This window comes from Rhizocola hellebori, assembly GCF_016862955.1.
GTDB classification, from domain to species: Bacteria; Actinomycetota; Actinomycetes; order Mycobacteriales; family Micromonosporaceae; genus Rhizocola; species Rhizocola hellebori.
Window position 1 is genome coordinate 13,905 of the sequence record NZ_BONY01000095.1, and the last position, 19,988, is coordinate 33,892.

Annotated in this window: 21 protein-coding genes; 17 read left to right on the plus strand and 4 right to left on the minus strand. The window is 67.7% G+C overall.

The features are described 5' to 3' along the window. Position 1: 1 nt before the first annotated feature. The 4 genes from Rhe02_RS42340 (at position 2) to Rhe02_RS42355 (ending at position 3,745) form a co-directional block, all read left to right on the plus strand. Positions 2-790: a DUF3152 domain-containing protein gene (locus Rhe02_RS42340; RefSeq protein WP_239124407.1), complete on the plus strand. Its 789-nt coding sequence runs from the start codon at positions 2-4 to the stop codon at positions 788-790. Positions 791-839: 49 nt separating this feature from the next. Then, complete coding sequence (gene moeZ / locus Rhe02_RS42345; protein WP_203914173.1) at positions 840-2,021, plus strand: adenylyltransferase/sulfurtransferase MoeZ; 1,182 nt, start codon at positions 840-842, stop codon at positions 2,019-2,021. Positions 2,022-2,033: 12 nt separating this feature from the next. Further along, entirely contained in the window at positions 2,034-2,852 is an 819-nt protein-coding gene (locus tag Rhe02_RS42350) for a hypothetical protein (RefSeq protein WP_203914174.1), read from the plus strand. A 116-nt stretch (positions 2,853-2,968) separates the two neighbouring features. After that, the gene (locus Rhe02_RS42355) at positions 2,969-3,745 is read left to right on the plus strand and encodes a prenyltransferase/squalene oxidase repeat-containing protein (protein ID WP_203914175.1); all 777 of its coding nucleotides are present in this window, start codon (positions 2,969-2,971) and stop codon (positions 3,743-3,745) included. A 96-nt stretch (positions 3,746-3,841) separates the two neighbouring features. On the opposite strand, the gene Rhe02_RS42360 is transcribed toward Rhe02_RS42355, so the two are convergent. Further along, positions 3,842-5,035, minus strand: a complete 1,194-nt coding sequence (locus tag Rhe02_RS42360; RefSeq protein ID WP_203914176.1) for a glutamate-5-semialdehyde dehydrogenase — start codon at positions 5,033-5,035, stop codon at positions 3,842-3,844. After that, complete coding sequence (proB, locus tag Rhe02_RS42365) at positions 5,032-6,096, minus strand: glutamate 5-kinase (protein WP_203914177.1); 1,065 nt, start codon at positions 6,094-6,096, stop codon at positions 5,032-5,034. Before proB ends, Rhe02_RS42360 begins: the two co-directional genes overlap by 4 nt. 38 nt (positions 6,097-6,134) lie before the next feature. Here proB and Rhe02_RS42370 point away from each other — a divergent pair, with 38 nt between their 5' ends. Beyond that, complete coding sequence (locus tag Rhe02_RS42370; RefSeq protein ID WP_203914178.1) at positions 6,135-6,428, plus strand: MGMT family protein; 294 nt, start codon at positions 6,135-6,137, stop codon at positions 6,426-6,428. On the opposite strand, the gene Rhe02_RS42375 is transcribed toward Rhe02_RS42370, so the two are convergent. Then, on the minus strand, positions 6,423-7,817 hold the full coding sequence (locus Rhe02_RS42375; RefSeq protein ID WP_203914179.1) for a gamma-glutamyltransferase: 1,395 nt from the start codon (positions 7,815-7,817) through the stop codon (positions 6,423-6,425). The genes Rhe02_RS42370 and Rhe02_RS42375 overlap by 6 nt on opposite strands. A 28-nt stretch (positions 7,818-7,845) precedes the next feature. Between Rhe02_RS42375 and Rhe02_RS42380 the strand changes: the two genes are divergently transcribed. The 9 genes from Rhe02_RS42380 to Rhe02_RS42420 are packed head-to-tail and all read left to right on the plus strand — an operon-like array spanning position 7,846 to position 14,401. After that, the gene (locus Rhe02_RS42380) at positions 7,846-9,198 is read left to right on the plus strand and encodes an MFS transporter (RefSeq protein WP_203914180.1); all 1,353 of its coding nucleotides are present in this window, start codon (positions 7,846-7,848) and stop codon (positions 9,196-9,198) included. A gap of 14 nt (positions 9,199-9,212) precedes the next feature. After that, complete coding sequence (locus tag Rhe02_RS42385; protein ID WP_203914181.1) at positions 9,213-9,725, plus strand: NADH-quinone oxidoreductase subunit B; 513 nt, start codon at positions 9,213-9,215, stop codon at positions 9,723-9,725. 9 nt (positions 9,726-9,734) lie between these two features. Continuing rightward, the gene (locus Rhe02_RS42390) at positions 9,735-11,027 is read left to right on the plus strand and encodes a DUF2252 domain-containing protein (RefSeq protein ID WP_203914182.1); all 1,293 of its coding nucleotides are present in this window, start codon (positions 9,735-9,737) and stop codon (positions 11,025-11,027) included. Between the two features lie 9 nt (positions 11,028-11,036). Beyond that, on the plus strand, positions 11,037-11,597 hold the full coding sequence (locus tag Rhe02_RS42395; protein WP_203914183.1) for an NADH-quinone oxidoreductase subunit C: 561 nt from the start codon (positions 11,037-11,039) through the stop codon (positions 11,595-11,597). After that, complete coding sequence (locus Rhe02_RS42400) at positions 11,597-12,556, plus strand: complex I subunit 1/NuoH family protein (protein ID WP_373320784.1); 960 nt, start codon at positions 11,597-11,599, stop codon at positions 12,554-12,556. The genes Rhe02_RS42395 and Rhe02_RS42400 overlap by 1 nt, the downstream gene beginning before the upstream one ends. Positions 12,557-12,583: 27 nt before the next feature. Then, entirely contained in the window at positions 12,584-13,096 is a 513-nt protein-coding gene (locus Rhe02_RS42405; RefSeq protein ID WP_203914185.1) for a NuoI/complex I 23 kDa subunit family protein, read from the plus strand. Continuing rightward, on the plus strand, positions 13,093-13,584 hold the full coding sequence (locus tag Rhe02_RS42410; RefSeq protein ID WP_203914186.1) for an NADH-quinone oxidoreductase subunit J family protein: 492 nt from the start codon (positions 13,093-13,095) through the stop codon (positions 13,582-13,584). The genes Rhe02_RS42405 and Rhe02_RS42410 overlap by 4 nt, the downstream gene beginning before the upstream one ends. Before the next feature lie 2 nt (positions 13,585-13,586). After that, complete coding sequence (gene nuoK, locus Rhe02_RS42415) at positions 13,587-13,880, plus strand: NADH-quinone oxidoreductase subunit NuoK (RefSeq protein WP_203914192.1); 294 nt, start codon at positions 13,587-13,589, stop codon at positions 13,878-13,880. Between the two features lie 11 nt (positions 13,881-13,891). After that, positions 13,892-14,401 carry a GNAT family N-acetyltransferase gene (locus tag Rhe02_RS42420; protein ID WP_239124408.1) on the plus strand — a complete coding sequence of 170 codons (510 nt, stop codon included), beginning with the start codon at positions 13,892-13,894 and terminating at the stop codon, positions 14,399-14,401. On the opposite strand, the gene Rhe02_RS42425 is transcribed toward Rhe02_RS42420, so the two are convergent. Continuing rightward, positions 14,382-14,828: a hypothetical protein gene (locus Rhe02_RS42425; RefSeq protein ID WP_203914188.1), complete on the minus strand. Its 447-nt coding sequence runs from the start codon at positions 14,826-14,828 to the stop codon at positions 14,382-14,384. The genes Rhe02_RS42420 and Rhe02_RS42425 overlap by 20 nt on opposite strands. 65 nt (positions 14,829-14,893) lie before the next feature. On the opposite strand from Rhe02_RS42425, the gene Rhe02_RS42430 reads away from it, so the two are divergent. From Rhe02_RS42430 to Rhe02_RS42440, 3 genes are read left to right on the plus strand one after another with little or no spacing between them, the layout of a single operon-like run. Then, the gene (locus tag Rhe02_RS42430; RefSeq protein ID WP_203914189.1) at positions 14,894-16,684 is read left to right on the plus strand and encodes an NADH-quinone oxidoreductase subunit 5 family protein; all 1,791 of its coding nucleotides are present in this window, start codon (positions 14,894-14,896) and stop codon (positions 16,682-16,684) included. Then, on the plus strand, positions 16,678-18,129 hold the full coding sequence (locus Rhe02_RS42435) for a complex I subunit 4 family protein (protein ID WP_203914190.1): 1,452 nt from the start codon (positions 16,678-16,680) through the stop codon (positions 18,127-18,129). Before Rhe02_RS42430 ends, Rhe02_RS42435 begins: the two co-directional genes overlap by 7 nt. A gap of 8 nt (positions 18,130-18,137) precedes the next feature. Beyond that, positions 18,138-19,544, plus strand: a complete 1,407-nt coding sequence (locus tag Rhe02_RS42440) for an NADH-quinone oxidoreductase subunit N (protein ID WP_203914193.1) — start codon at positions 18,138-18,140, stop codon at positions 19,542-19,544. Positions 19,545-19,988 lie beyond the last annotated feature (444 nt).

The following is a 19,988-nucleotide window of genomic DNA, read 5'->3' on the forward strand; positions in this document are numbered from 1 at the left end:
GGTGTCGCGTATTCAGGCCCGCCGGCGCCGCACCGGCTGGGCATTCAGTCTGCTCGGGATCGGCGTCGTCCTGGTGGCGCTGGGGATGCTGCGTGGCGTACCCGACGAGGTCAACGCCACCGAGCCGGCCAAGATTACGGTGACCACGAGCCCCAGCCCGACCGGCCCGCCACCTCCCCTGCTGCAGATGCCGGGGGAGTTCGCCAAGTCCGGCAGCGGGAAGTTCGTCATCGGCAAGACCGGCGGCCCGATCCTCGGCACCGCCGGCAGCCTCAAGCGGTTCCGGATCGCCGTGGAGACCGAGGCGGCGATGGAGATCGATGTTTTTACCGAGATGGTGGACAAGACGCTCGGCGATCCCCGTAGCTGGATAGCGGGCAAGCAGGTTCGCTTGCAACGGGTGGCAGCGGGTGCGACCTACGACTTCACGATCTATCTGGTGACCCGCGAAACCGCCGATGAAATGTGCAGCGTCAGCGGTCTGGACATCCGGGTCGACGGCATCCCGTTCACCTCGTGCCGCCAGGTGCGCCAGGTCATCATCAATCTTGATCGATGGCGCTTGTCGGTCCCCGATTTCGTCAACGGAGCCATCCCGCTCGACACCTATCGCCAGTACGTCATCAACCATGAGGTCGGTCACGAGCTGGGCCGCGGTCACGAATCGTGTCCCGGGCCGGGCAAGCTCGCCCCCACTATGTTTCGCCAGACCCTCGGCCTCGAAGGCTGCATCGCCAATCCATGGCCGTACGTCGATGGGAAGCGTTACGCCGGAGATCCTGTTCCATAGTGGCGGACGTCGCATGACGTTCCCTACCGGCTAGGGGGAGAATGCCGTTATGTCGTTGCCACCACTCGTCGAGCCCGCCGAGTCCCTGTCCGTGGACGAAGTCCGCCGCTACAGCCGTCATCTGATCATCCCTGACGTCGGAGTCACGGGGCAGAAACGCCTGAAGAACGCCAAGGTGCTCTGTGTGGGTGCGGGTGGGTTGGGGTCGCCGGCGCTGATGTACCTGGCCGCGGCCGGCGTCGGCACGCTGGGCATCGTCGAGTTCGACACCGTTGACGAGTCCAACCTGCAGCGCCAGATCATCCATGGCCAGTCCGACATCGGGCGTTTGAAAGCAGAGTCGGCCGCCGCGTCGATCAGCGAGATCAACCCATACGTGAACGTGGTCATCCACAACACCGCGCTTGACCGCGACAACGTCAAGGAGATCTTCGCTCAGTACGACCTGATCGTCGATGGCACCGACAATTTCGCCACCCGCTATCTGGTCAATGACGCCGCTGTCCTGCTCGGCAAGCCCTATGTCTGGGGTTCCATCTACCGCTTCGACGGTCAGGCGAGCGTTTTCTGGAGTGAGCACGGCCCGTGCTACCGGTGCCTCTACCCGGAGCCGCCGCCGCCGGGCATGGTGCCCAGCTGCGCCGAGGGTGGTGTGCTCGGGGTGCTGTGCGCGAGCATCGGCTCGATCCAGGTCACCGAGGCCATCAAACTGCTCACCGGGACAGGCGAGCCGCTGGTGGGGTCGCTGATCGTCTATGACGCGCTCGAGATGACGTACCGCAAAATCAAGGTGCGTAAGGATCCTCAGTGCGCGTTGTGCGGCGAGAACCCGACCGTCACCGATCTGCTCGAAGACTATGAGGACTTCTGCGGCGGTGTCTCCGAGGAGGCGGCCGACGCGGTGATCGGCTCGACTATCACCGCCCGTGAGCTGAAGGACTGGCAGGACGCGGGCAAGGAGATGTACCTCGTCGACGTCCGCGAGCCCGCCGAGTTCGAGATTGTGCGGATCCCGGGTGCGGTGCTGATCCCCAAGGGCGACATCCTTTCCGGCGACGCGCTGTCGCAGTTCCCACAGGACAAGCAGATCGTGCTGCACTGCAAGTCGGGGGTGCGCTCGGCCGAGGCGCTCGCCGCGCTGAAGGCCGCCGGTTTCAAGGACGCCGTGCACGTGCAGGGCGGGGTGCTCGCGTGGGTGAAGACCGTCGACCCGTCGCTGCCGAGTTACTGATTTCATAGAGGCATGCACACGTCCCTCCGTGTTCTGCTTGCTCTGATGGTTTCGGTGGGTCTCGCCGGTTGCGGTTCCGTCAAGGAACCCGTGGCGGGCCCACCGGCCGCGTCAGCCGTGCCCGGTGGCCCCGAGCTGGTCTTCAAGATGCAGGACCTGCTCGGGTTTTCCGGGCCCGGTGAGCCCGTTCCGGTGCCCTTGGTGGTCTATGCCGATGGGCGCGTGATTGTCACCGCCCGCGGGTCTGAGAAGGCTCTGCCCAATCCGGAGTTGCGCAGGCTGACTCCGGCCGGTCTGGAACGTTTTTTGCAGGGGGCGATAGCCGCCGGACTCACCACGACCACCGACTATGGCGAGCCGGGTGTCATGGATGTGGGGCCGACCCGGTTCACGGTGGTCCACAAGGGGCGCGTGCATTCGGTCATGGTGGAGGGCGCCGACTGGCCGCCGGCGATGCAGGGCGATCCGCTCACGCCGGTGCGTGAACGGCTCATGGCTTTCCGCAAACAGTTGCAGGATCTGGCTTCCTGGCTGGGTTCGGAGCTGTCGGCGCCGGTTCCCTACGACTATCCGGCGATGGCGGTGTCGAATCTTCCGCTCGGCGACATCGAGCTTCCGGAAGGCTTTCCCGCGCCGAAGGATTGGCCCTTCGAGGATCTGGCCGCGGCCCGCTGCGTGGTATTTGCCGGTGACAAGCTCGCCCAGGTGGCCAAGCTCGCCGCGGCGGCCCCGACCCATGGCGCCTGGAAGAGCAACAACAAGCTCTACTTCGTTCAGTTCCGCCCGCTGCTGCCCGATGAGCAGGATTGCCAGTCACTTCCCAGCCGATGAGGCCCACGGCCAAGGACCTCACCCTTGTCCTCAGCCGACTTCGCCGGCTTCGCGGGAGAGCTCCAAGGCCGCCCACTGAGGGAGATCTTGGAGGCCTTACGTTAGGCTCCTTCAACGTGGTGGACCTCGACGCGGCAATCGGTTTCGTAGTGGCGAAAGGCGACCCCGTTGACCGGGCGCGGCTCTCCTTCCTGCGCAGCGGCACCCAGCCCAGCGAGGGCGTGCTCAACGCGGCCGAGGCGGGCATCACCCTCGGCGGCGGCTGGCCTGCGTTTTACAGCGGCCGCGTGCCCTCGATCGATGCCACCTGCTTCCGGCTCTGGCAGCTCGACGATCTCGGTGGCCTGTCCCGGCATCCCGCGCGCAGTGCCTTGCACTGGCTGGCTTCCCGGCAACGCCCCGACGGCACCTGGCAGGAGGACGCCGCGCTGGCCGCCGACGCCCCGCCCTGGGCCACGCCGGGCGACCCGGAGGCCACTCTCTACCTGACAGCCAACGCCGCCTATTGGCTTGCCGTCACCGAGGGCTACGAGGAGACGGTCCAGCGGGCCGCCGACTTCGTCCGCGAATCGCTCAACCCCGACGGCACCTGGCCCTCCTTCCTGGTGGCCGGCTGGCTCGGGGCGGCCGTGATGTTCAAGGTCGGCAACTTCTATGAGGCCGCCCGGATGCAGGGCGTGCTGCAAGACCGGCTTCCCACCATGTCCGGCGGTGACGCGGCCGCGCTCGCCGCCGCCTTGCGCCGCAGCGGCATGTCCGAGGACGACTGGACCCTCACCGGCGCGCGGCGTCGTCTCGCCGAAACCCAGCGCTCAGACGGTGGCTGGAGTTCCGACGACGGCGAGCTCTTCGACGTCGAGGTCACCCTCAACGCCATCAGAGCCTGCCGCTAAAGGCTTTTCCTTGCGCCTGTCCGTGCTTGGCGGCCGCCGTAGCTCCCGCGCGCACCGGTCGGGCCGCCAGGCGGCCCTCCCTGCCAGGTCCGTGCGTCAGGCGCGGATGTGGCCGTCGCCGGTGATGACGTACTTGGTGCTGGTCAGCTCGGGTAGCCCCATCGGGCCCCGGGCGTGCAGCTTCTGCGTGGAGATGCCGATCTCGGCGCCGAAGCCCAGCTCGCCACCGTCGACGAACCTTGTCGAGGCGTTGACCAGGACAGCGGCGGCGTCGATCGCGTCGGTGAAGCGCGCCGCGGCGCGCACCGACGAGGTGATGATGGCCTCCGAGTGCCCGGAGCCGTAGCGGCGGATGTGGGCGATCGCGTCGTCCAGGGAATCGACAATCTTGAGCGAGATTTCGAGCGAGAGGAACTCGGTGCCGAAGTCCTCCTCGTTGGTGTTCACGGTGACCCCGTTGTCCGCCAAGGCTTTCATCGCCGCAGGCAGGAACTCGTCGGCGACCGCCGCGTGCACCAGAAGCGACTCGGCCGCGTTGCAGACCGAAGGGCGCTGAACCTTGGCGTTGAGCAGGATGCGAAGCGCCATGTCGAGGTCGGCGGACTCGTCCACGTAGATGTGGCAGTTGCCCACGCCGGTCTCGATGACCGGGACCGAGGACTCCTCGACCACCGTGCGGATCAGCGAAGCACCCCCGCGCGGGATCAGCACATCGACCTGACCACGCGCCCGCATCAGCTCTTTGACACTGTCGCGAGTGGACGAATCCACCAGCTGTACCGCGTCCGCGGGAAGACCGGTGGCGGCGAGCGCGGAGCGCAGAGCCGCCACGATCGCGGCGTTGGAACGCGCGGCCGAGCCCGAGCCCCGCAACAGCACGGCATTGCCCGACTTAAGGGTCAGCCCGGCCGCGTCGGCGGTCACGTTGGGCCGTGCCTCGTAGATGATCCCGACCACCCCGAACGGGACCCGGATCTGGCGCACCTGCAGCCCGTTGGCCAGGGTGCCGCCACGTACCACCTCGCCGACCGGGTCGGGCAGGCCCGCTATGTCGCGCAGGCCCTGAGCCATGCCGCCGATGCGGGCCTGCGTCAGCAGCAAACGATCCACTGTGGACTCGGGGGTGCCCGACTTGCGGGCGACCTCAACGTCAGCCGCGTTGGCCTCGATGATCGCGGCGGCGCTGCTTTCCAGCGCGGACGCCATCGCGAGCAGCGCGGCGTCCTTCTGGGTGCGCAGCGCCGAGGCGAGCGTGATGCTGGCCGCGCGGGCCTTTTCATAGATGCTCATAGCAACACCAAGTCATCTCGGTGGATCACTTCGGTGTGACCCGACTTTCCAAGCAGGGCAGGCAATTCCAGAGCGTCGTAATTGGACAGACCACGGGCCACGGCGCGCCCGGAGGTGTCGAGCAGGTCCACCGGGTCGCCGGCGATGAAGGCGCCCTCGACGGCGGTGACCCCGGCCGGGAGCAGCGACGCGCGCCGGTCGACCACCGCGCTGACCGCCCCCGCGTCGAGGGTCAGCCGGCCCCTGGGCGTGGTGGCGTGGGCCAGCCAGTGCAGGCGGGCTGCACCTGGTACCCCCGCAGAAAAAAGCGTGCCCACCGCTTCGCCGCGCAGGGCCTGGGCGGCAAGGGACGCGGAGGTCAGGATGACCGGAATGCCGGCGCCGCTGGCGATTCTGGCCGCTTCCACCTTCGTCACCATTCCGCCGGTGCCGACGCCGGCCTTGCCCACCCCACCCACGGAGACGTCGGCGAGCTTGGCAAAGTCCCTTACCGTGGCGATGCGCCGCGAGTCGGGCAACGAAGGGTCACCGGTGTAGAGAGCGTCCACATCGGACAGAAGCAGCAGCAGGTCCGCTTGCACCAGCGCGGCCACCAGCGCCGCGAGCCGGTCGTTGTCCCCGAAGCGGATCTCCTCGGTGGCCACCGTGTCGTTCTCGTTGATCACTGGGATGACCTTCATGTCGAGCAGCTTGCGCAAGGTGCGGAACGCGTTTCGGTAGTGGGCGCGCCGGGTCACGTCGTCGACGGTCAGCAACACCTGCCCCACCACCCGGCCATGCTTGCCGAACTCCTCCGTGTAGGCGTGCACCAACCTGCCCTGGCCCACGCTGGCTGCCGCCTGCTGCGTGGCCAGGTCCCGCGGTCGCCTGCGCAGCCCGAGCGGCGCGAGCCCGGCGGCGATGGCGCCGCTGGACACCAGCACGATCTCTTGGGGCAGGACCGCCAGCGCGGTGACCAGGTCTGCCAGCCGCGCCGGGTCGAGCCCGCCGCTGGCGGTCGTCAACGATGACGAGCCGACCTTGACAACAATGCGCTTGGCGCGGGTGACTTGCACGCGCATTGGTAAAGATTAGCCCTGACCGCCTAACGTATTTTCTCGTGACACCGGAGGAGTACGTCGAAGCCGTTCTGGCGATGGTGGAAAGCATCCCGCCGGGGCGAGTCATGACGTACGGCGCGATCGCCGACGCCCTGGCCGACGAGTCCGGCCGCAACTCGGCCCGCCGAGTAGGTTCGATCATGGCTCGCCACGGCGGCGCCGTCCCCTGGCACCGCGTCGTCGGCGCCGGAGGCCGCCTGGTCCCCGGCCACGAAGCCGAAGCCAGACGCCGCCTCGAAGCCGAAGGCGTCCCCTTCCGCTCCAACCGAGTAAGCCCCGAAGCTTTTCTATAAAAGAGCTGCGGATCCGTCGCGGCGGGGGTCGCCGGAGGCGCCGGTGACGCCGATGGCCGAGACTCCGCCGAAGTAGTGGTTGGTCTGGCTCCAGCGGTTCACCCGGAAGCCCGCTTCGACGAGGGCTTTCTCCTCGGCCACGGCGAAGTCAGGCTCGACGTGGACGAGATCGGTGACCGTGTGCAGGCGGGGGGTGGCCACGGCCTCCTCCACCTTCTTGCCGTCGACCAGTGCCGCGATCAGGGTGGTCAGCAGCGCTGACCTGATCCGCGACGCGCCGGCGGAGCCGGCCGCGAGCACGAGGTCGCCGTGTTCGTCGAGGGCCACCAGCGGGCACATCATCGAGGCGATCCTGTCGCCGGGCGCTTGCTCTCCGGTGTTCAGCTCGCCTTCGCCGAGCATCGAGTTGAGGTGCACTCCGGCGCCGGGAATCCAGATGCCCGCGCCGAGCCCGAGCGTGGTGGTGACCACGCACGCGTTTCCGTCGGCGTCCACCACGCTGATGTTGGTGGTTTCGCCGTACCCGTCGAAAACGCTGGGCCCCAGCGCTTTCGCGAGAATCACCGCGCGGACGGCGGTGTCCATGCCGGTCAGCGGCGGGAGCGCGCGCAGCGTGGCCAGGGTCTGGTTCAGGTCGTGGCGGCCGAACACCGTGCAGCCGTCTATGGGTGCGCCAACCACGTCGCGCTCGATAACCCGGTAGGACGCCAGGTCACCTGGCCCGAGCGAACCGCCGTCGGCCCTTACCGCGTCGATCGCCATGCGTCCCAGCTGGCCGGTGTAGAGCACGCCGGGCCCGTCGTGAGCGATCAGGTGGAGCGTGTCGGCGAGGCCCGGGTGATAGAGCCTGTCCCCGGGACCGAGCGGAACCCCGTGCGGGGTATAGGCGGCGGCACCCTGATCGAGCACCATCGCTTCCAGGAGTGCGGGCAGCGTCGCAGCGTGCGCCTCGGGGACGGTGACCCCCTCGCGGGCCAAATAAGCGACTGGCTCAACTACGTCAGCCCAGGGCAACCTGCCCCAGCGGGCGTGAATTTCGCCACACCCGGCCGCGACGCCGGGGACCGCGACACTGGACCCACCGATCTCGTAGGGCAGCGGCACCTCACCGAATTTGATGGCGATGGGGCGCATCGGTCCGGCCAGGCGATCGCCGTCCAGGCCGGGTGCCGCGCAAAAGAAGTCGAGGCAGGTCACGCGCTTGGTTGCGGCCTCGTAATAGGTGGCGAATCCGCCGCCGCCGAGGCCGGTGAAGATGCTCTCCGAGACGCAGGCGGCGAGCGTCGCGGCGACCGCTGCATCCGCAGCCGTTCCGCCCCGCTGCAGCGTCCGAATGCCCATTTCCACCGTGGCCGGATGGCCCGCGGCCACACCGGGTGGCACCACCATTCAACTACCTCCCGTACCATCCGCGCTCATGACATCCAGTGTGGAGGTGACCCAGCCGCGAGCTGTAACGCTTCCCACGCGCGTGCGGGTCGGCTACTCACTCGGCTCATTGGTCACCGGTTCTTTTGGCACTGTTCCAGGGTTGCTCCTGCTGCCCTATTTGACCAACACCATGGGAGTTGCCGCAGGTGTAGCGGCGTTGCTCGTGCTGTTGCCAAAAGCCTGGGATGTCGTATTGAACCCCATCGTGGGCCGGATCTCTGACCGGACCCAGACCCGATGGGGCGCGCGTCGCCCCTACCTGCTCTTCGCGGGCATCACGGTGACCGTGCTGTTCATCTTGATCTTTGCCGCCCCGCTGGGGGCCGAGCCCGGCGCCGGGTACTTCGTCGCCGCGATGTTCCTGCTGACCGCGACCGCCTTCGCCTTCTTCCAGGTGCCCTACGTCGCCATGCCGGCCGAGATGACCGACTCCTATTCGGAGCGCACCAGGCTGATGACGTGGCGGGTCGCGCTGCTGGCCACCTCCATCCTGGTTGCCGGGGCAGGCGCGCCCTACATCCTGGACGCCATGGGCGGGGGGATCCCCGGCCATCGCTGGATGGCGGTGTTCGTCGGCGCGATCATGCTCGCCGGGACCCTCATCGTCTTCTACAGCACGGCCAAGGCGCCGGTCGGCCAGGTGACCGCGAGCGAGCCGTCGTTGCGGGCGCAGCTTCGCGTCGCGGCCGCCAACAAGCCCTTCCGTGTGCTGGTGGTCTGCTTCGTGGCGCAGTCGACCGGGGTCGCCTGCATGCTCGCCGGGGTGCGCTACTTCGCCGTGTACGTCATGGACGACCTGGGCGCGACCACCTGGCTGTTCCTGATCGTGGTGAGCCCGGCGCTGTTCACCACGCCCATCTGGCGACGGGTCGGGGAGCGGTACGGCAAGCTGCGCGGCTACGTTCTCGCCTCGATCACCCTGACCGCCGCCACCTTCGCGCTCACCGCGGCGCCGCTGCTGCCCGACTTCGGCGTCTACGCGATCATCGCGCTGATCGGCTTCGGCTACGCCGGCCAGCAGCTGTTCGGCCTGGCCATGTTGCCCGACTGCATCGCCTACGACACCCGCCGCACAGGCAAGCGCCAGGCCGGCGTGTTCACCGGGGTGTGGACGGCGGGGGAGACCCTCGGTCTCGCGCTCGGGCCGGGCATCTACGCCTTCGTGCTGGAGCTGTTCGAGTACGTCTCCACCAACACCGGCGTTTTCCTGCCACAGACCTCGCTGGCCGAAAACGGCGTGCTTCTCGGATTCACGCTGGTCCCTGCCTTTATCGTCGGCATCGCGCTGGTGTTGCTACGCGGATACGATCTCGAAGAGGACCAATTGGCCACCGCGTGAGTTAGTCTGCCCACATGTCAGTGCTCGGCGACCCGATCAAGTTCGTCCTGAACTGGGGACGGCGCTATTCGCTGTGGGTGTTCAACTTCGGCCTCGCGTGCTGCGCCATCGAGTTCATCGCCACCAGCATGGGCCGGCACGACTTCATCCGGCTCGGCGTCATCCCCTTCGCCCACGGGCCGCGCCAGGCCGACCTGATGGTGGTGTCGGGCACGGTGACCGACAAGATGGCCCCGGCCATCAAACGGCTCTACGACCAGATGCCCGAGCCCAAATATGTGATCTCGTTCGGCGCGTGCAGCAACTGCGGCGGGCCGTACTGGGACTCCTACTCGGTCACCAAAGGTGTGGATCAGATCATTCCGGTGGACGTCTACGTGCCCGGCTGCCCGCCCCGTCCGGAGGCCCTGCTGCACGGGATCCTGCGGTTGCAGGAGAAGATCGCCGGTGAGAAGTCCGGTTTCGGCGGAGTTTCGCGGCCCGACATCGCGGCGTTGGCGTCCCCGCGGGTGGTGCGGGCGAGCTAACCTGCCCGCATGACCAGATCTGATCAGATCCTGGACGTGCTCGTCACCGAGTTCGGCCAGCTTATGGCGGTCGAGCCCGCGGCGTTCCGGCGCAAGTTCCGCAAGATGGCCTCCAGCGCGTTCGCGTTCTACCGCGGCAGCGCCGCCCTGTTTTACGCCGACATGGTGAACGGCTACGCAGACTCGGCCTTCCTCGACAAGCAGACCAGCCGGGTGTGGATCCACGGTGACCTGCATGCGGAGAACTTCGGCACGTACATGAACTCCGATGGCATCCTCGTCTTCAACGTCAACGACTTCGATGAGGCCTATGTCGGTCCGTTCCTGTGGGATCTGCGCCGGTTCGTAGCGAGCGTGGCCTTGATCGCCTACGCCAAGGCGCTGTCCGACGACACGATCAGCTACCTGGTCACCGCATTTGCCAACTCCTATCTGGCGGAGTTGCGGGCGATCGCGCAGGGTGGCGACGACGCCATCGGCTCGCTGACCATCGAGACCACCACCGGCCCGCTGCACCGGGTGCTGCAGATGGCCCGCCTGAACACCCGCGTCGATCTGCTGGGCCAGCAGACGGTCATCGACAACTACGAACGACGGTTCGCCCAGGGCGACGGGATCTTCCTGATCGACCAGGCCGCCAAGGAGTCGGTTCAGGAGGCTTTTCAGGGGTACCTGACCACGCTGCCCGAGCACACCCACCGCGTCTCGCACACGATCAAGGACATCGTGCTGCGCAAGGGCGTCGGGATCGGCTCGGCGGGCCTGCCGTCGTACAACATCCTGCTCGAAGGGCATACCCAGGCCCTGGAGAACGATGTGATCATCTACATGAAGCAGGCTCAGACGCCGGCCGTGGCTCGCTATATCGACGATGCTCGGGTGCGCGGCTACTTCCAGCATCAGGGCCACCGCACGGCGGAATCGCAGCGCGCCCTTCAGGCCGCGGCCGATGTCTGGCTCGGCTACACCGAGCTGGGCGGGGTGGGCCAGATGGCGGCCGAGGTTTCCCCTTACGCGTCCGACCTCGACTGGGCCGACGTGAACGAGCCCGACGAGTTGGTGAGCGTGGTACGCGAGCTGGGCCGGGCGGTCGCCCGGATGCACTCGGTCGCCGACGATGAGTCCAGTCACGACCTGGTCGACTTCTCCACCGAGGAGGCGATCGTCGCCCAGATCGACCGTGATGAGTCTGGTTTTGTGGCGGGTCTGCGCGACTTCGCGCACGCCTATGGGGCTCAGGCGCGTTCGGATCATCAGTTGTTCGTCGATCTGTTTCGCAACGGCAGGCTTCCCGGCGTGTAAATTCAGCGCATGCCACCAGAGGACATCGGCGTAAGGCTGGCAGAGCGGATAACCGGCGCCACCACCAGCGTTTCCGGTGGCGAGGGCTTCGCCAGGACAACCATTGACGTGCCGCCCGACCAGTGGGTCGCGGCTGCGGCAACGCTGCGCGACGAGTTCGACTGCAACTTCTTCGACTGGCTTTCGGCCGTCGATGAGCTGGCGGAGGGCTTCTCGGTGGTGGCCCATGTCTGGTCGACCAAGGGCCGCAAGGGCGTGTTGCTGCGTACGAGGGTCCCGGTCGCCGAGCCAACGCTGGCATCCATTGTCGAGGTTTACCCGGGCGCGGCGTGGCATGAGCGCGAGACTTACGAGATGTTCGGCATCGGGTTTCCCGGCCCGCTGGAGCCGTTGCTGCTTCCACCCGAGTTCGAGGGCCACCCGTTGCGCAAGAGCTTCATCCTGGCCAGCCGCGTGGCCAAGGTGTGGCCAGGGGCGAAGGAGCCGGGCGAGTCGCACGACCCCAAGGCGCCCAAGCGCACCACCATGCGCCCACCCGGCGTTCCCGCACCAGGCGAATGGGGGAATTGATGGACTGGCTTGAGCTGGCGCTGCGGGTGGGTGCCGTCACGGTCGCCTTCCTGGTGCTGCCACTGCTGGTGGGGCAGACCGAGCACAAGGTGATGGCGCACATGCAGGCGCGGCTCGGTCCGATGTATGCGGGCGCGTTCCACGGCTGGGCGCAGCTGATCGCCGATGGCGTGAAGTTCGTGCAGAAGGAGGACATCACGCCGCGTGCGGCCGACGGCCCGGTCTTCAAGCTCGCGCCGGGCGTGGCGCTGATTCCTTACCTGCTGGTGTTGCTGGTGATTCCGCTGGGTCCAGGTGACCTGGTCGGCCAGCCGCTCGACATTGGACTGTTCTTCGCGCTCGCCATCGTCGGCGTCGGCGTGGTGGCCGTGCTGATGGCCGCCTGGTCGTCGGCAAACAAGTATTCGCTTCTCGGCGGCCTGCGCGCGGCGGCTCAGCTGATGGGTTACGAGCTGCCGTTCGTGCTCGCCGCGGCGAGCGTGGCCATGGCGGCGGGCACCTTGAGCCTTCCCCTCATCGTCGAGCGCTGGGAGCCGTGGTGGTTGCTGTGGCAGCTGCCCGCGACTCTGGTCTTCTTCATCGCCGGGCTGGCCGAGATTCGGCGGCCGCCGTTCGACATGCCGATCGCCGATTCCGAGCTCGTGTTCGGCTATATGACCGAATACACCGGCCTGCGATTTGCCTTCTTCCTGCTCGCCGAATACGTGGGCATCGTGGTGATCTCCGCGCTCACCGCCACCCTTTTCCTGGGCGGCTGGCACGGGCCGATGGCCGAGTCGCTGGGCTGGCTCTGGATGCTGCTCAAGACGGGCGCGGTCGCGTTCCTCGTCATCTGGTTCCGGGTCGCCTGGCCACGCCTGCGCGAGGACCAGCTGCAACGGCTTTGCTGGCTCATCCTGGTGCCGGTGGCGCTGGCTCAGCTCGTGCTGACGGCCTGGGTGCGGGTCGCTATGGCGTAGTGGGTCGCGAAGCGGGAGGATGACTTCATGAGTGGCGTTCCGGGATACGGGCTCGGCAAGGGCTTGGCCATCACGCTGAAGACCCTTGTCAGCCGCTCCACGACCCAGCAATATCCCGATGTCGCCCCCGAGCTGCCGCCCCGTTCGCGGGGCGTCATCGCTTTGCGCGAGGAAAATTGCACGGTCTGCATGCTGTGCGCGCGGGAGTGTCCGGATTGGTGCATCTACATCGACTCCCACAAGGAAGAGGTCGTCGTTCCGGGGGCGGCTCGTCCGCGTCAGCGCAACGTGCTTGACCGTTTTGACATAGACTTCTCCCTATGTATGTATTGCGGAATCTGCATCGAAGCCTGTCCCTTTGATGCCCTCTTCTGGTCTCCCGAGTTCGAATACGCGGAATATGACATCCGCAACCTCTTGCACGACAAGGATCGCCTCAACGAGTGGATGGCCACCGTCCCCGCGCCCCCCGCGCACGACCCGCAGGGCGAGCCGTCCAAAGAGGAAGCCAACGCCCTCAAGAAAGCCGGCGCGGCATGACAGCGATTGATGTGATGCTATCCGCTGTGGGGCTGGTGGCGGTGGGTTCCGCGCTCGCCGTGGTAAGCACCCAGCACCTGGTGCGGGCCGGCCTCTGGCTCGTGGTGACGCTCGGCGCCGTCGCGGTGGAGTTCCTCCTGCTGCGCGCCGAGTTCGTGGCCTGGGTTCAGGTGCTCATCTACGTCGGGGCCGTGGTGGTGCTGCTGCTCTTCGCGGTCATGCTCACCCGGGCGCCGATCGGCCGCAGCACCGACCTCGACCGGCCGATCGGCCCAGCCCTGCTGATCGGGGCTGGTTCCGGGCTTGGCCTGGCCGGGCTGTTCGCGTGGGTCTTCCGCGACATGCGGGTCAACCCGCCCCCGACCGGCTCGGCGCAGCGGGTCGGCGAGGCCATCTTCGGCGACTGGGTGCTGCCCTTCGAAGTGCTCTCGGTGCTTCTGCTCGCAGCCCTGGTCGGGGCGATCGTTCTCTCCAAAAAGGACACGTGATGCTGCAGCCCGTGATCCCCATGGTGACCGCCGCGCTGCTGTTCGGCATCGGCGTGTTCGGCGTGCTGCGCCGCCGCAACGCCGTCCTGGTGCTGCTCTGCGTCGAGCTGATGCTCAACGCGGTCAACCTCATCCTGGTCACCAGCGATGTGGTGCGCGCGCAGATCACCGGGCAGGTGTTCGTCCTCTTCGTGATCGTCATCGCGGCCGCCGAGGTCGGGGTCGGGCTCGCCTTGGTGCTGCGCCTCTTCCGCCTTCGGGCAAACATCAACGTCGATGATGTAGAGCTTGGTTGAGGCGACTTCGGGTGATCATCAGGCGGGCGGGAGAAGAGGGCAAGGTGCATGCCCTGGCCCTGCTCGACCGCGCGGCTGAGTGGCTTGTGGAGCGTGGCCGGACAGGCCAGTGGGGCACTGAGAAGCAGTCCACCAGCCCGCGCCGGCTGGCCCAGGCGCAGCCATGGGCCGACTCCGGTGGGTTCTACCTGGCGTGGAATGACGACGTGCCGGTGGGCGCGCTGGTGGTGGGGCAGGCCCCCGCTCATATCCCGCCGGCCGGCGAGCCCGAGCTTTACGTGAACCTCCTCGTGACCGACCGCCGGCATGCCGGCGAAGGCGTCGGCGCAGCGATGCTCGACTATGCCCGTGACCTCGCTCGGGCGCAGGGTGTTCGGCTGCTCCGGCTCGACTGCTATGCGGGCGACGACCGGGCGCTCGTGGCCTACTACGAAAAGCAGGGCTTCAGTGCGACCGAAACCTTTAGCTTCGAAATTCGCGACACGGTATGGCCGGGCCAGGTTATGCAGTTACGCCTGTGAAGGGGTCGCGCGAAGAGTAGTAACGCCAGCAGGTAAAGGCGCACAGCGCGGCTATGACCAGGCCGAGCAGCGCGAAAACAATGTGCGAGTAAGCCGCCACCAAGTCCGAGCTGCTGTCCACGAAATCGATGATGTGCAGCAGCCCGAGCATGAAGGTAAAAAACCCGAAGAGCAGGATTATCAGGTACTCGGCGAGCGCGACCACGGCGACAAGCTTGGCGGAGCCCAGCGCGGGCTTGAGCCAAGCGCTAATCAGCAGCGCGAGAATGGGCAGCCCAACCGTGGTCAGCGTGGTGGGGTCGGTCCTATACGAGCGCTGAAGCAGATTGTCGCCGGCGCCGGGAAGCCACCAGCTGACGCCGATGAAGAAGATTTCGGCACCGGCATAGGCCAACAGCGCCCATGCGAAGAGGGGTCGCAAGGTCATGTACATGAATCTTTCCGGCACACCGGTACTCGCGTCAATGCGCGTGACACGGCAGGATGTCGGTCATGACCGCAGGACTCAGCATCGGGCTCGTGGGAGCGCCGCTGCTGCTGGGTTTGATAGGCCTGCTGCTTCCGGCCCGCAATCGTCCCGATGCGGCCGCGCTCGGGATAGCGGGCGCGGCGCTCAGCGCTGGCGTTGTCGCGCTGATGCTGCTGCAGTACACCGGGCCGGTGGAGTCCACTCGGCCGTGGGTCGCTTTTGGAGACTTCCAGGTAAGTCTGTCCAGCCTGGTGGACATGCGGGCACTGCTGACCGCGCTCGCGGTCACCGTGGTGGCGGTTTGCGTGCAGGTCTATTCGATCTCGTACCTCAAGGGTGACCAAAGATACGCCCCCTACGCAGCCCAGATCAGCATTTTCACGGCGGCCATGCTCACGGTCGTCCTTTCCGGAGACTTGATTCTGCTTCTGATCGGCTGGGAGGTGATGGGCGCGTGTTCCTATCTGCTCATCGCCCACGACCGCAGCCTGCCGGAAGCACCGCGCGCCGCAGTGAAGGCCTTCCTGGTGACCCGGGTCGGCGACGTCGGCTTCCTGCTGGGCATCGTGCTGCTGGCCGTGAAGACGGGCAGTTTCCAGATTTCGGTAGTGCTCGACAAGGTGCAGACGCTCGACTCGACCACGGTCACCGTCGCCGCGCTTCTGCTGCTGGCTGGGGTTGCCGGTAAGAGCGCCCAGTTCCCGCTGCACACCTGGTTGCCCGACGCGATGGCCGGCCCGACGCCGATTTCCGCGCTCATCCACGCCGCGACCATGGTGGCGGCCGGTGTCTACGTGGTGGCACGGCTCTTCAAGCTTTTCGAGGCTTCGCCGGTGGCGCTGACGGTGCTCGGCATCATGGCTGCCATCACGCTTCTGCTCGGCGCGCTCGCCGCGACCGCGGCCGACGATGTGAAACGCGTGCTGGCGTGGTCAACAGTTTCGCAGCTCGGCTACATGATGGCCGCGCTGTCGATGGGCGCGGTCGACGCGGCCATGTTCCACCTGTTCACCCACGCGGCCTTCAAGGCCCTGCTCTTCCTCTGCGCGGGGTCGCTCATCCATGCCGTGGGCAGCAACCTGCTTTCGCGGATGGGCGGGCTGCGCAAGGGGATGCCGCTGACCTTCGTCACTATGAGCATCGGGCTTGGCGCGCTGGTCGGGGTACCCCCACTGGCTGGTTTTTTCAGTAAGGAAGCGGTTGTCGCCTCGTTGCACGACAAGCCGTGGCTGTGGATGGCCGCTCTTGTTGGCATTGCCTTGACGGCTTGGTACTCCACACGCCTGCTGCTGTTGGCGTTCTTCGGGCCGACGCCCGAGGGGGTGCACCCGCACGAGCCCGCCTTCGCCATGCGCATGCCGCTGGTGCTGCTGGCCATTCCCGCGGCCGGGCTGGGTCTGAGCGCTTATGTGGTTCGCAATGATCTGGTGCATCTTGACGGTGAGCTGGTCCTGCCGCTCGGGCTGACCGCGGCCGGTCTGCTGGTGGGTTGGCTGATGTGCCGCCACCACACCGATCCGGTGCTCAGACTGGGCCGGTTCGGCCCGTTCGTGGCCGGCGGCTTCGGTCTGGACACGGTTCAGCGCTGGCTGGTGGTGGTTCCGGTACGGGCCGTGGCCAAGGCGGTTCGCTTCTTCGATGTGTCCGGAGTGGATGGAGCGGTGATGGGCCTCGGTGGCGCCACCCGCTCGGCCGGTTCGGGCCTGGCCGCCTGGCACCGAGCCGCGCTGCCACGCGCTTTCGCCGCCGTGCTCGGCGCTGCCGCCCTGCTCGCCATCGCGGGCGTGACCCTGAGTCTGGTGGGGCTATGGTGAGTTACTTGCTGCTGTGGACGCTTGCGGTGCCGCTGATCGGCGCGGTGTTCGCGGCCGTCTGCCCGGACAGGCTAGGCCGCTGGGTCGCCGCCGTCGCGGCGTTGCTGACTTTCGGCCTCACCCTGGCGCTGGGCGTGGGCCGCCAGAGCGGGATGTGGCATGAGCTCGACTGGGCCTGGGTGCCCGAGTTCGGCCTGCGCCTGCAGCTCGGTGTCGACGGCATCTCCTTCCCGCTGGTGGTGCTGACCGGGCTGCTGACCCTGCTGTGTTGCGGCTACTCGATCTGGCACACGCCAAAACCGGGGCGTGGCAACATTCTTGGCGCGTTGCTGCTCCTCATCGAGGTCGGCATCCTCGGCACCTTCCTTGCCCAGAACCTGGTTCTGTTCTTCATCGCGTTCGAAGTTGTGCTGCTGCCGATGGCCGCGGTGATCGCGGTCTGGGGCGGCGAAGGCGCCCGCCGCGCCGCGCTCAAGTTCGCGCTCTACACGCTCGCCGGTTCGGTGCTGCTCCTGATCGGCGTCATCGCGGTGGTGGTGCTGACCGGAAGCGGCGACATGGTCAACCCGCCCCCGCTCAGCCGCGACGCGCAGCTGTGGATATTCGCGCTCTTCGCGGTGGCCTTCGCGGTGAAGAGCCCGCTGTGGCCGTTGCACACCTGGCTTCCCGACGCCCATACCGAGGCGCCCACTGTCGGCAGCGTGATCCTGGCCGGGGTGCTGCTGAAGATGGGCACCTACGGCCTGATCCGGGTCGGCGTCGGCGTGACTCCGGAGGGCTTCGCCTGGGCCTCACCGGTGCTCGGGGTGCTGGCGGTGGCGGCGATCATCATCGGCTCCCTGGTGTGTCTGGTACAGACCGAGCTCAAACGGCTCATCGCCTACTCCTCGGTGGGCCACATGGGTTTCGTCCTGCTCGGCATCTCCACCGGCACCCAGGCCGGGCTGGAGGCGGCGCTGATCGGCAACATCGCCCACGGCGTGCTGACCGGTCTCCTCTTCTTCCTGGCCGGTGCCATCAAGGACCGCGCCCACACGGGCGAGCTGTCCGAGCTCGGCGGGCTTCGCGAGAAGGCGCCGTGGCTGGCGGGCATCCTTGGCCTGGCCGCCATCGGCAGCCTCGGCCTGCCCGGGCTGGCCGGGTTCTGGGGCGAGGCTTTCGCCGTGCTGGCGTCCTATTCGCGCGGCGGTCCACTGTGGACGACGCTGGCCGTCGTCGCCGCGATCGGCGGCGCGTTGACCGCGGCCTATCTGCTTCGCCTGCTCCGCAAGGTGAGCCATGGCCCGCTTGCCCCATCGCTGTCCACGGCCGCTGACACCCGTCTGGTGGAGGCCATCTCCTGGTCGCCTCTGGTACTGCTGGCGCTGGTGCTCGGTGCCCTGCCCGGCTTGGTGATCAACCTGGCGGCCGGGGCTGCCCTGATTACGGAAGCGGTGGGCAAGTGATCTGGCCGATGCTCATCGCCGCCGCGACTGCCGTCGCGGTGCTCCTCGCCGACCTGCTCATCCCGCGCTGGGTCGCCCCCTGGGCGGTGACGATCCTCGGTGCCGCGGCGACCGCGGTGGCCGCCGTGATAGCGCCCGTGGGCGGCTATTCGCTGCTCTGCGCCGAGCCGGACAGGTGCTCGTACACGCTCACTGACCGGGCCCGTCTCATCGCCCTGGTCATTGGCGCGCTGACCGCCTTGTGCATGCTGCTGTTCACGTCCGCGCTCAGGGCGGGCGATGCGCCCGCCGGCGAGGTCGGGTTCCTTATGGCGTGCGCCATGACCGGCGGTGTGGTCCTGGGTGGGGCGCAAGACCTGCTCACCTTGATCGTGGCGTTGGAGACGCTCACGCTGCCGCTCTATGCGCTTGTCGCGCTGCACCGCCGCCGCGCTTCCGAAGGAGCGGGGGCCTCGGTCACGTTCTTCACCACCAGCGTGGTCGCCACCGCCGTCACGCTGCTCGGTGCCGCGCTGCTCCAATTCAGCAGCGGCACCGTGCATCTGCCCTATGCGCTCACGCCCACCGAGTTCAAACCGCTGGGCGTGGCCGGTCTGGTCCTGCTCCTCACCGGATTGGGCTTCAAGGTGGCGGCCGTACCCCTGCACCTGTGGGCTCCGTCCACTTACGACGGCGCGCCGCTGGCCGTGGCCGCCTACCTTTCGACCGCCTCGAAGCTCGGCGGGGTGGTGGCCATCCTCATCGTCACCGATGCCACCCTCACCAGCGACCTCGTGGACACGGCCGGCATCACCGTGGCCGTCCTGGCCACCGCTTCGCTTCTCGTCGGCACCCTGGTCGCGTTGCGCCAGGAGCGCACAGTGCGCCTGCTCGCGTGGTCTTCGGTCGCCCAGGCCGGCTTCATCCTGGCGCCCCTCGGCGGCCTCATCGGCCTGCGGCTGCCCAGCGCGGGCGCCGGCCTCATCGCTGCCGCGCTTGCCTACACCCTCTTCTTCATCGCCTTGGAGCTGGCCGCTTTCAGCGGGGTGACCGCCCTGCGCCCCGGCCCGCTCGACGGCGGCGTCCTGCGCGACCTCAACGGCCTCGGCCGTGCCGCGCCCTGGCGTTCCGCCCTGCTCGCCTTTGCGCTCATCGGCCTCGCCGGTCTGCCGCCCGCTCTCGCCGGCCTGTTCGCAAAGATCACCGTCTTGGGCGCGCTGCTGAACGTCAGGTCCTACTGGCTCGCCGTCGTGGTGGCCCTGCTCTCCATCGTCGGCCTGGCCGTCTATTGGCGCCCCCTGGTCGCCCTCTACCGCGGCACCTCCACCGACACCGCCCGTCCACAATGGACAACCCTGATCCCACTCGCCCTGGCCACCCTCGCCATCCTCGCCCTGAGCGTGGCCCCCCAACTAGCCCTCACCCCCACCCCCTAGCCCAGCCCGCCGCCGGCCCTTTACCCCCCACGCCCTTGGGCCTGCGTAGCTGGCGGTCACCTCGCACCCTGGCCCTGTGCCGGCGGTCACCACGCGCCCTAGCACTCTGCTGGCGGTGAGCCCACGCCCTGGCCCTCTGCCCTCTGCCGGCGGTGAGCCCACGCCTTGGCCCTCTGCCCGCGGTGTGAGCCCACGCCTTGGCCCTTCTGCCGGCGGTGAGCCCACGCCCTGGCCCTTGCCGGCGGTGAGCCCACGCCTTGAGCGCGGCTCCCCAGCTGGCCTCACCCGACGCCCTGAGCACGGCGCCCAGCCGACCTCACCCGCCGCGCCCTAGCCGCCCTATCTCTCGCCCTGCCTGTGCGTCGCCCCGCCTCCGCTCGTCTGTCCCCGCGGGTGGATTTCGCGACTTCGGGGAAATCGCTGCTATCCATCGCGGCGACGAAA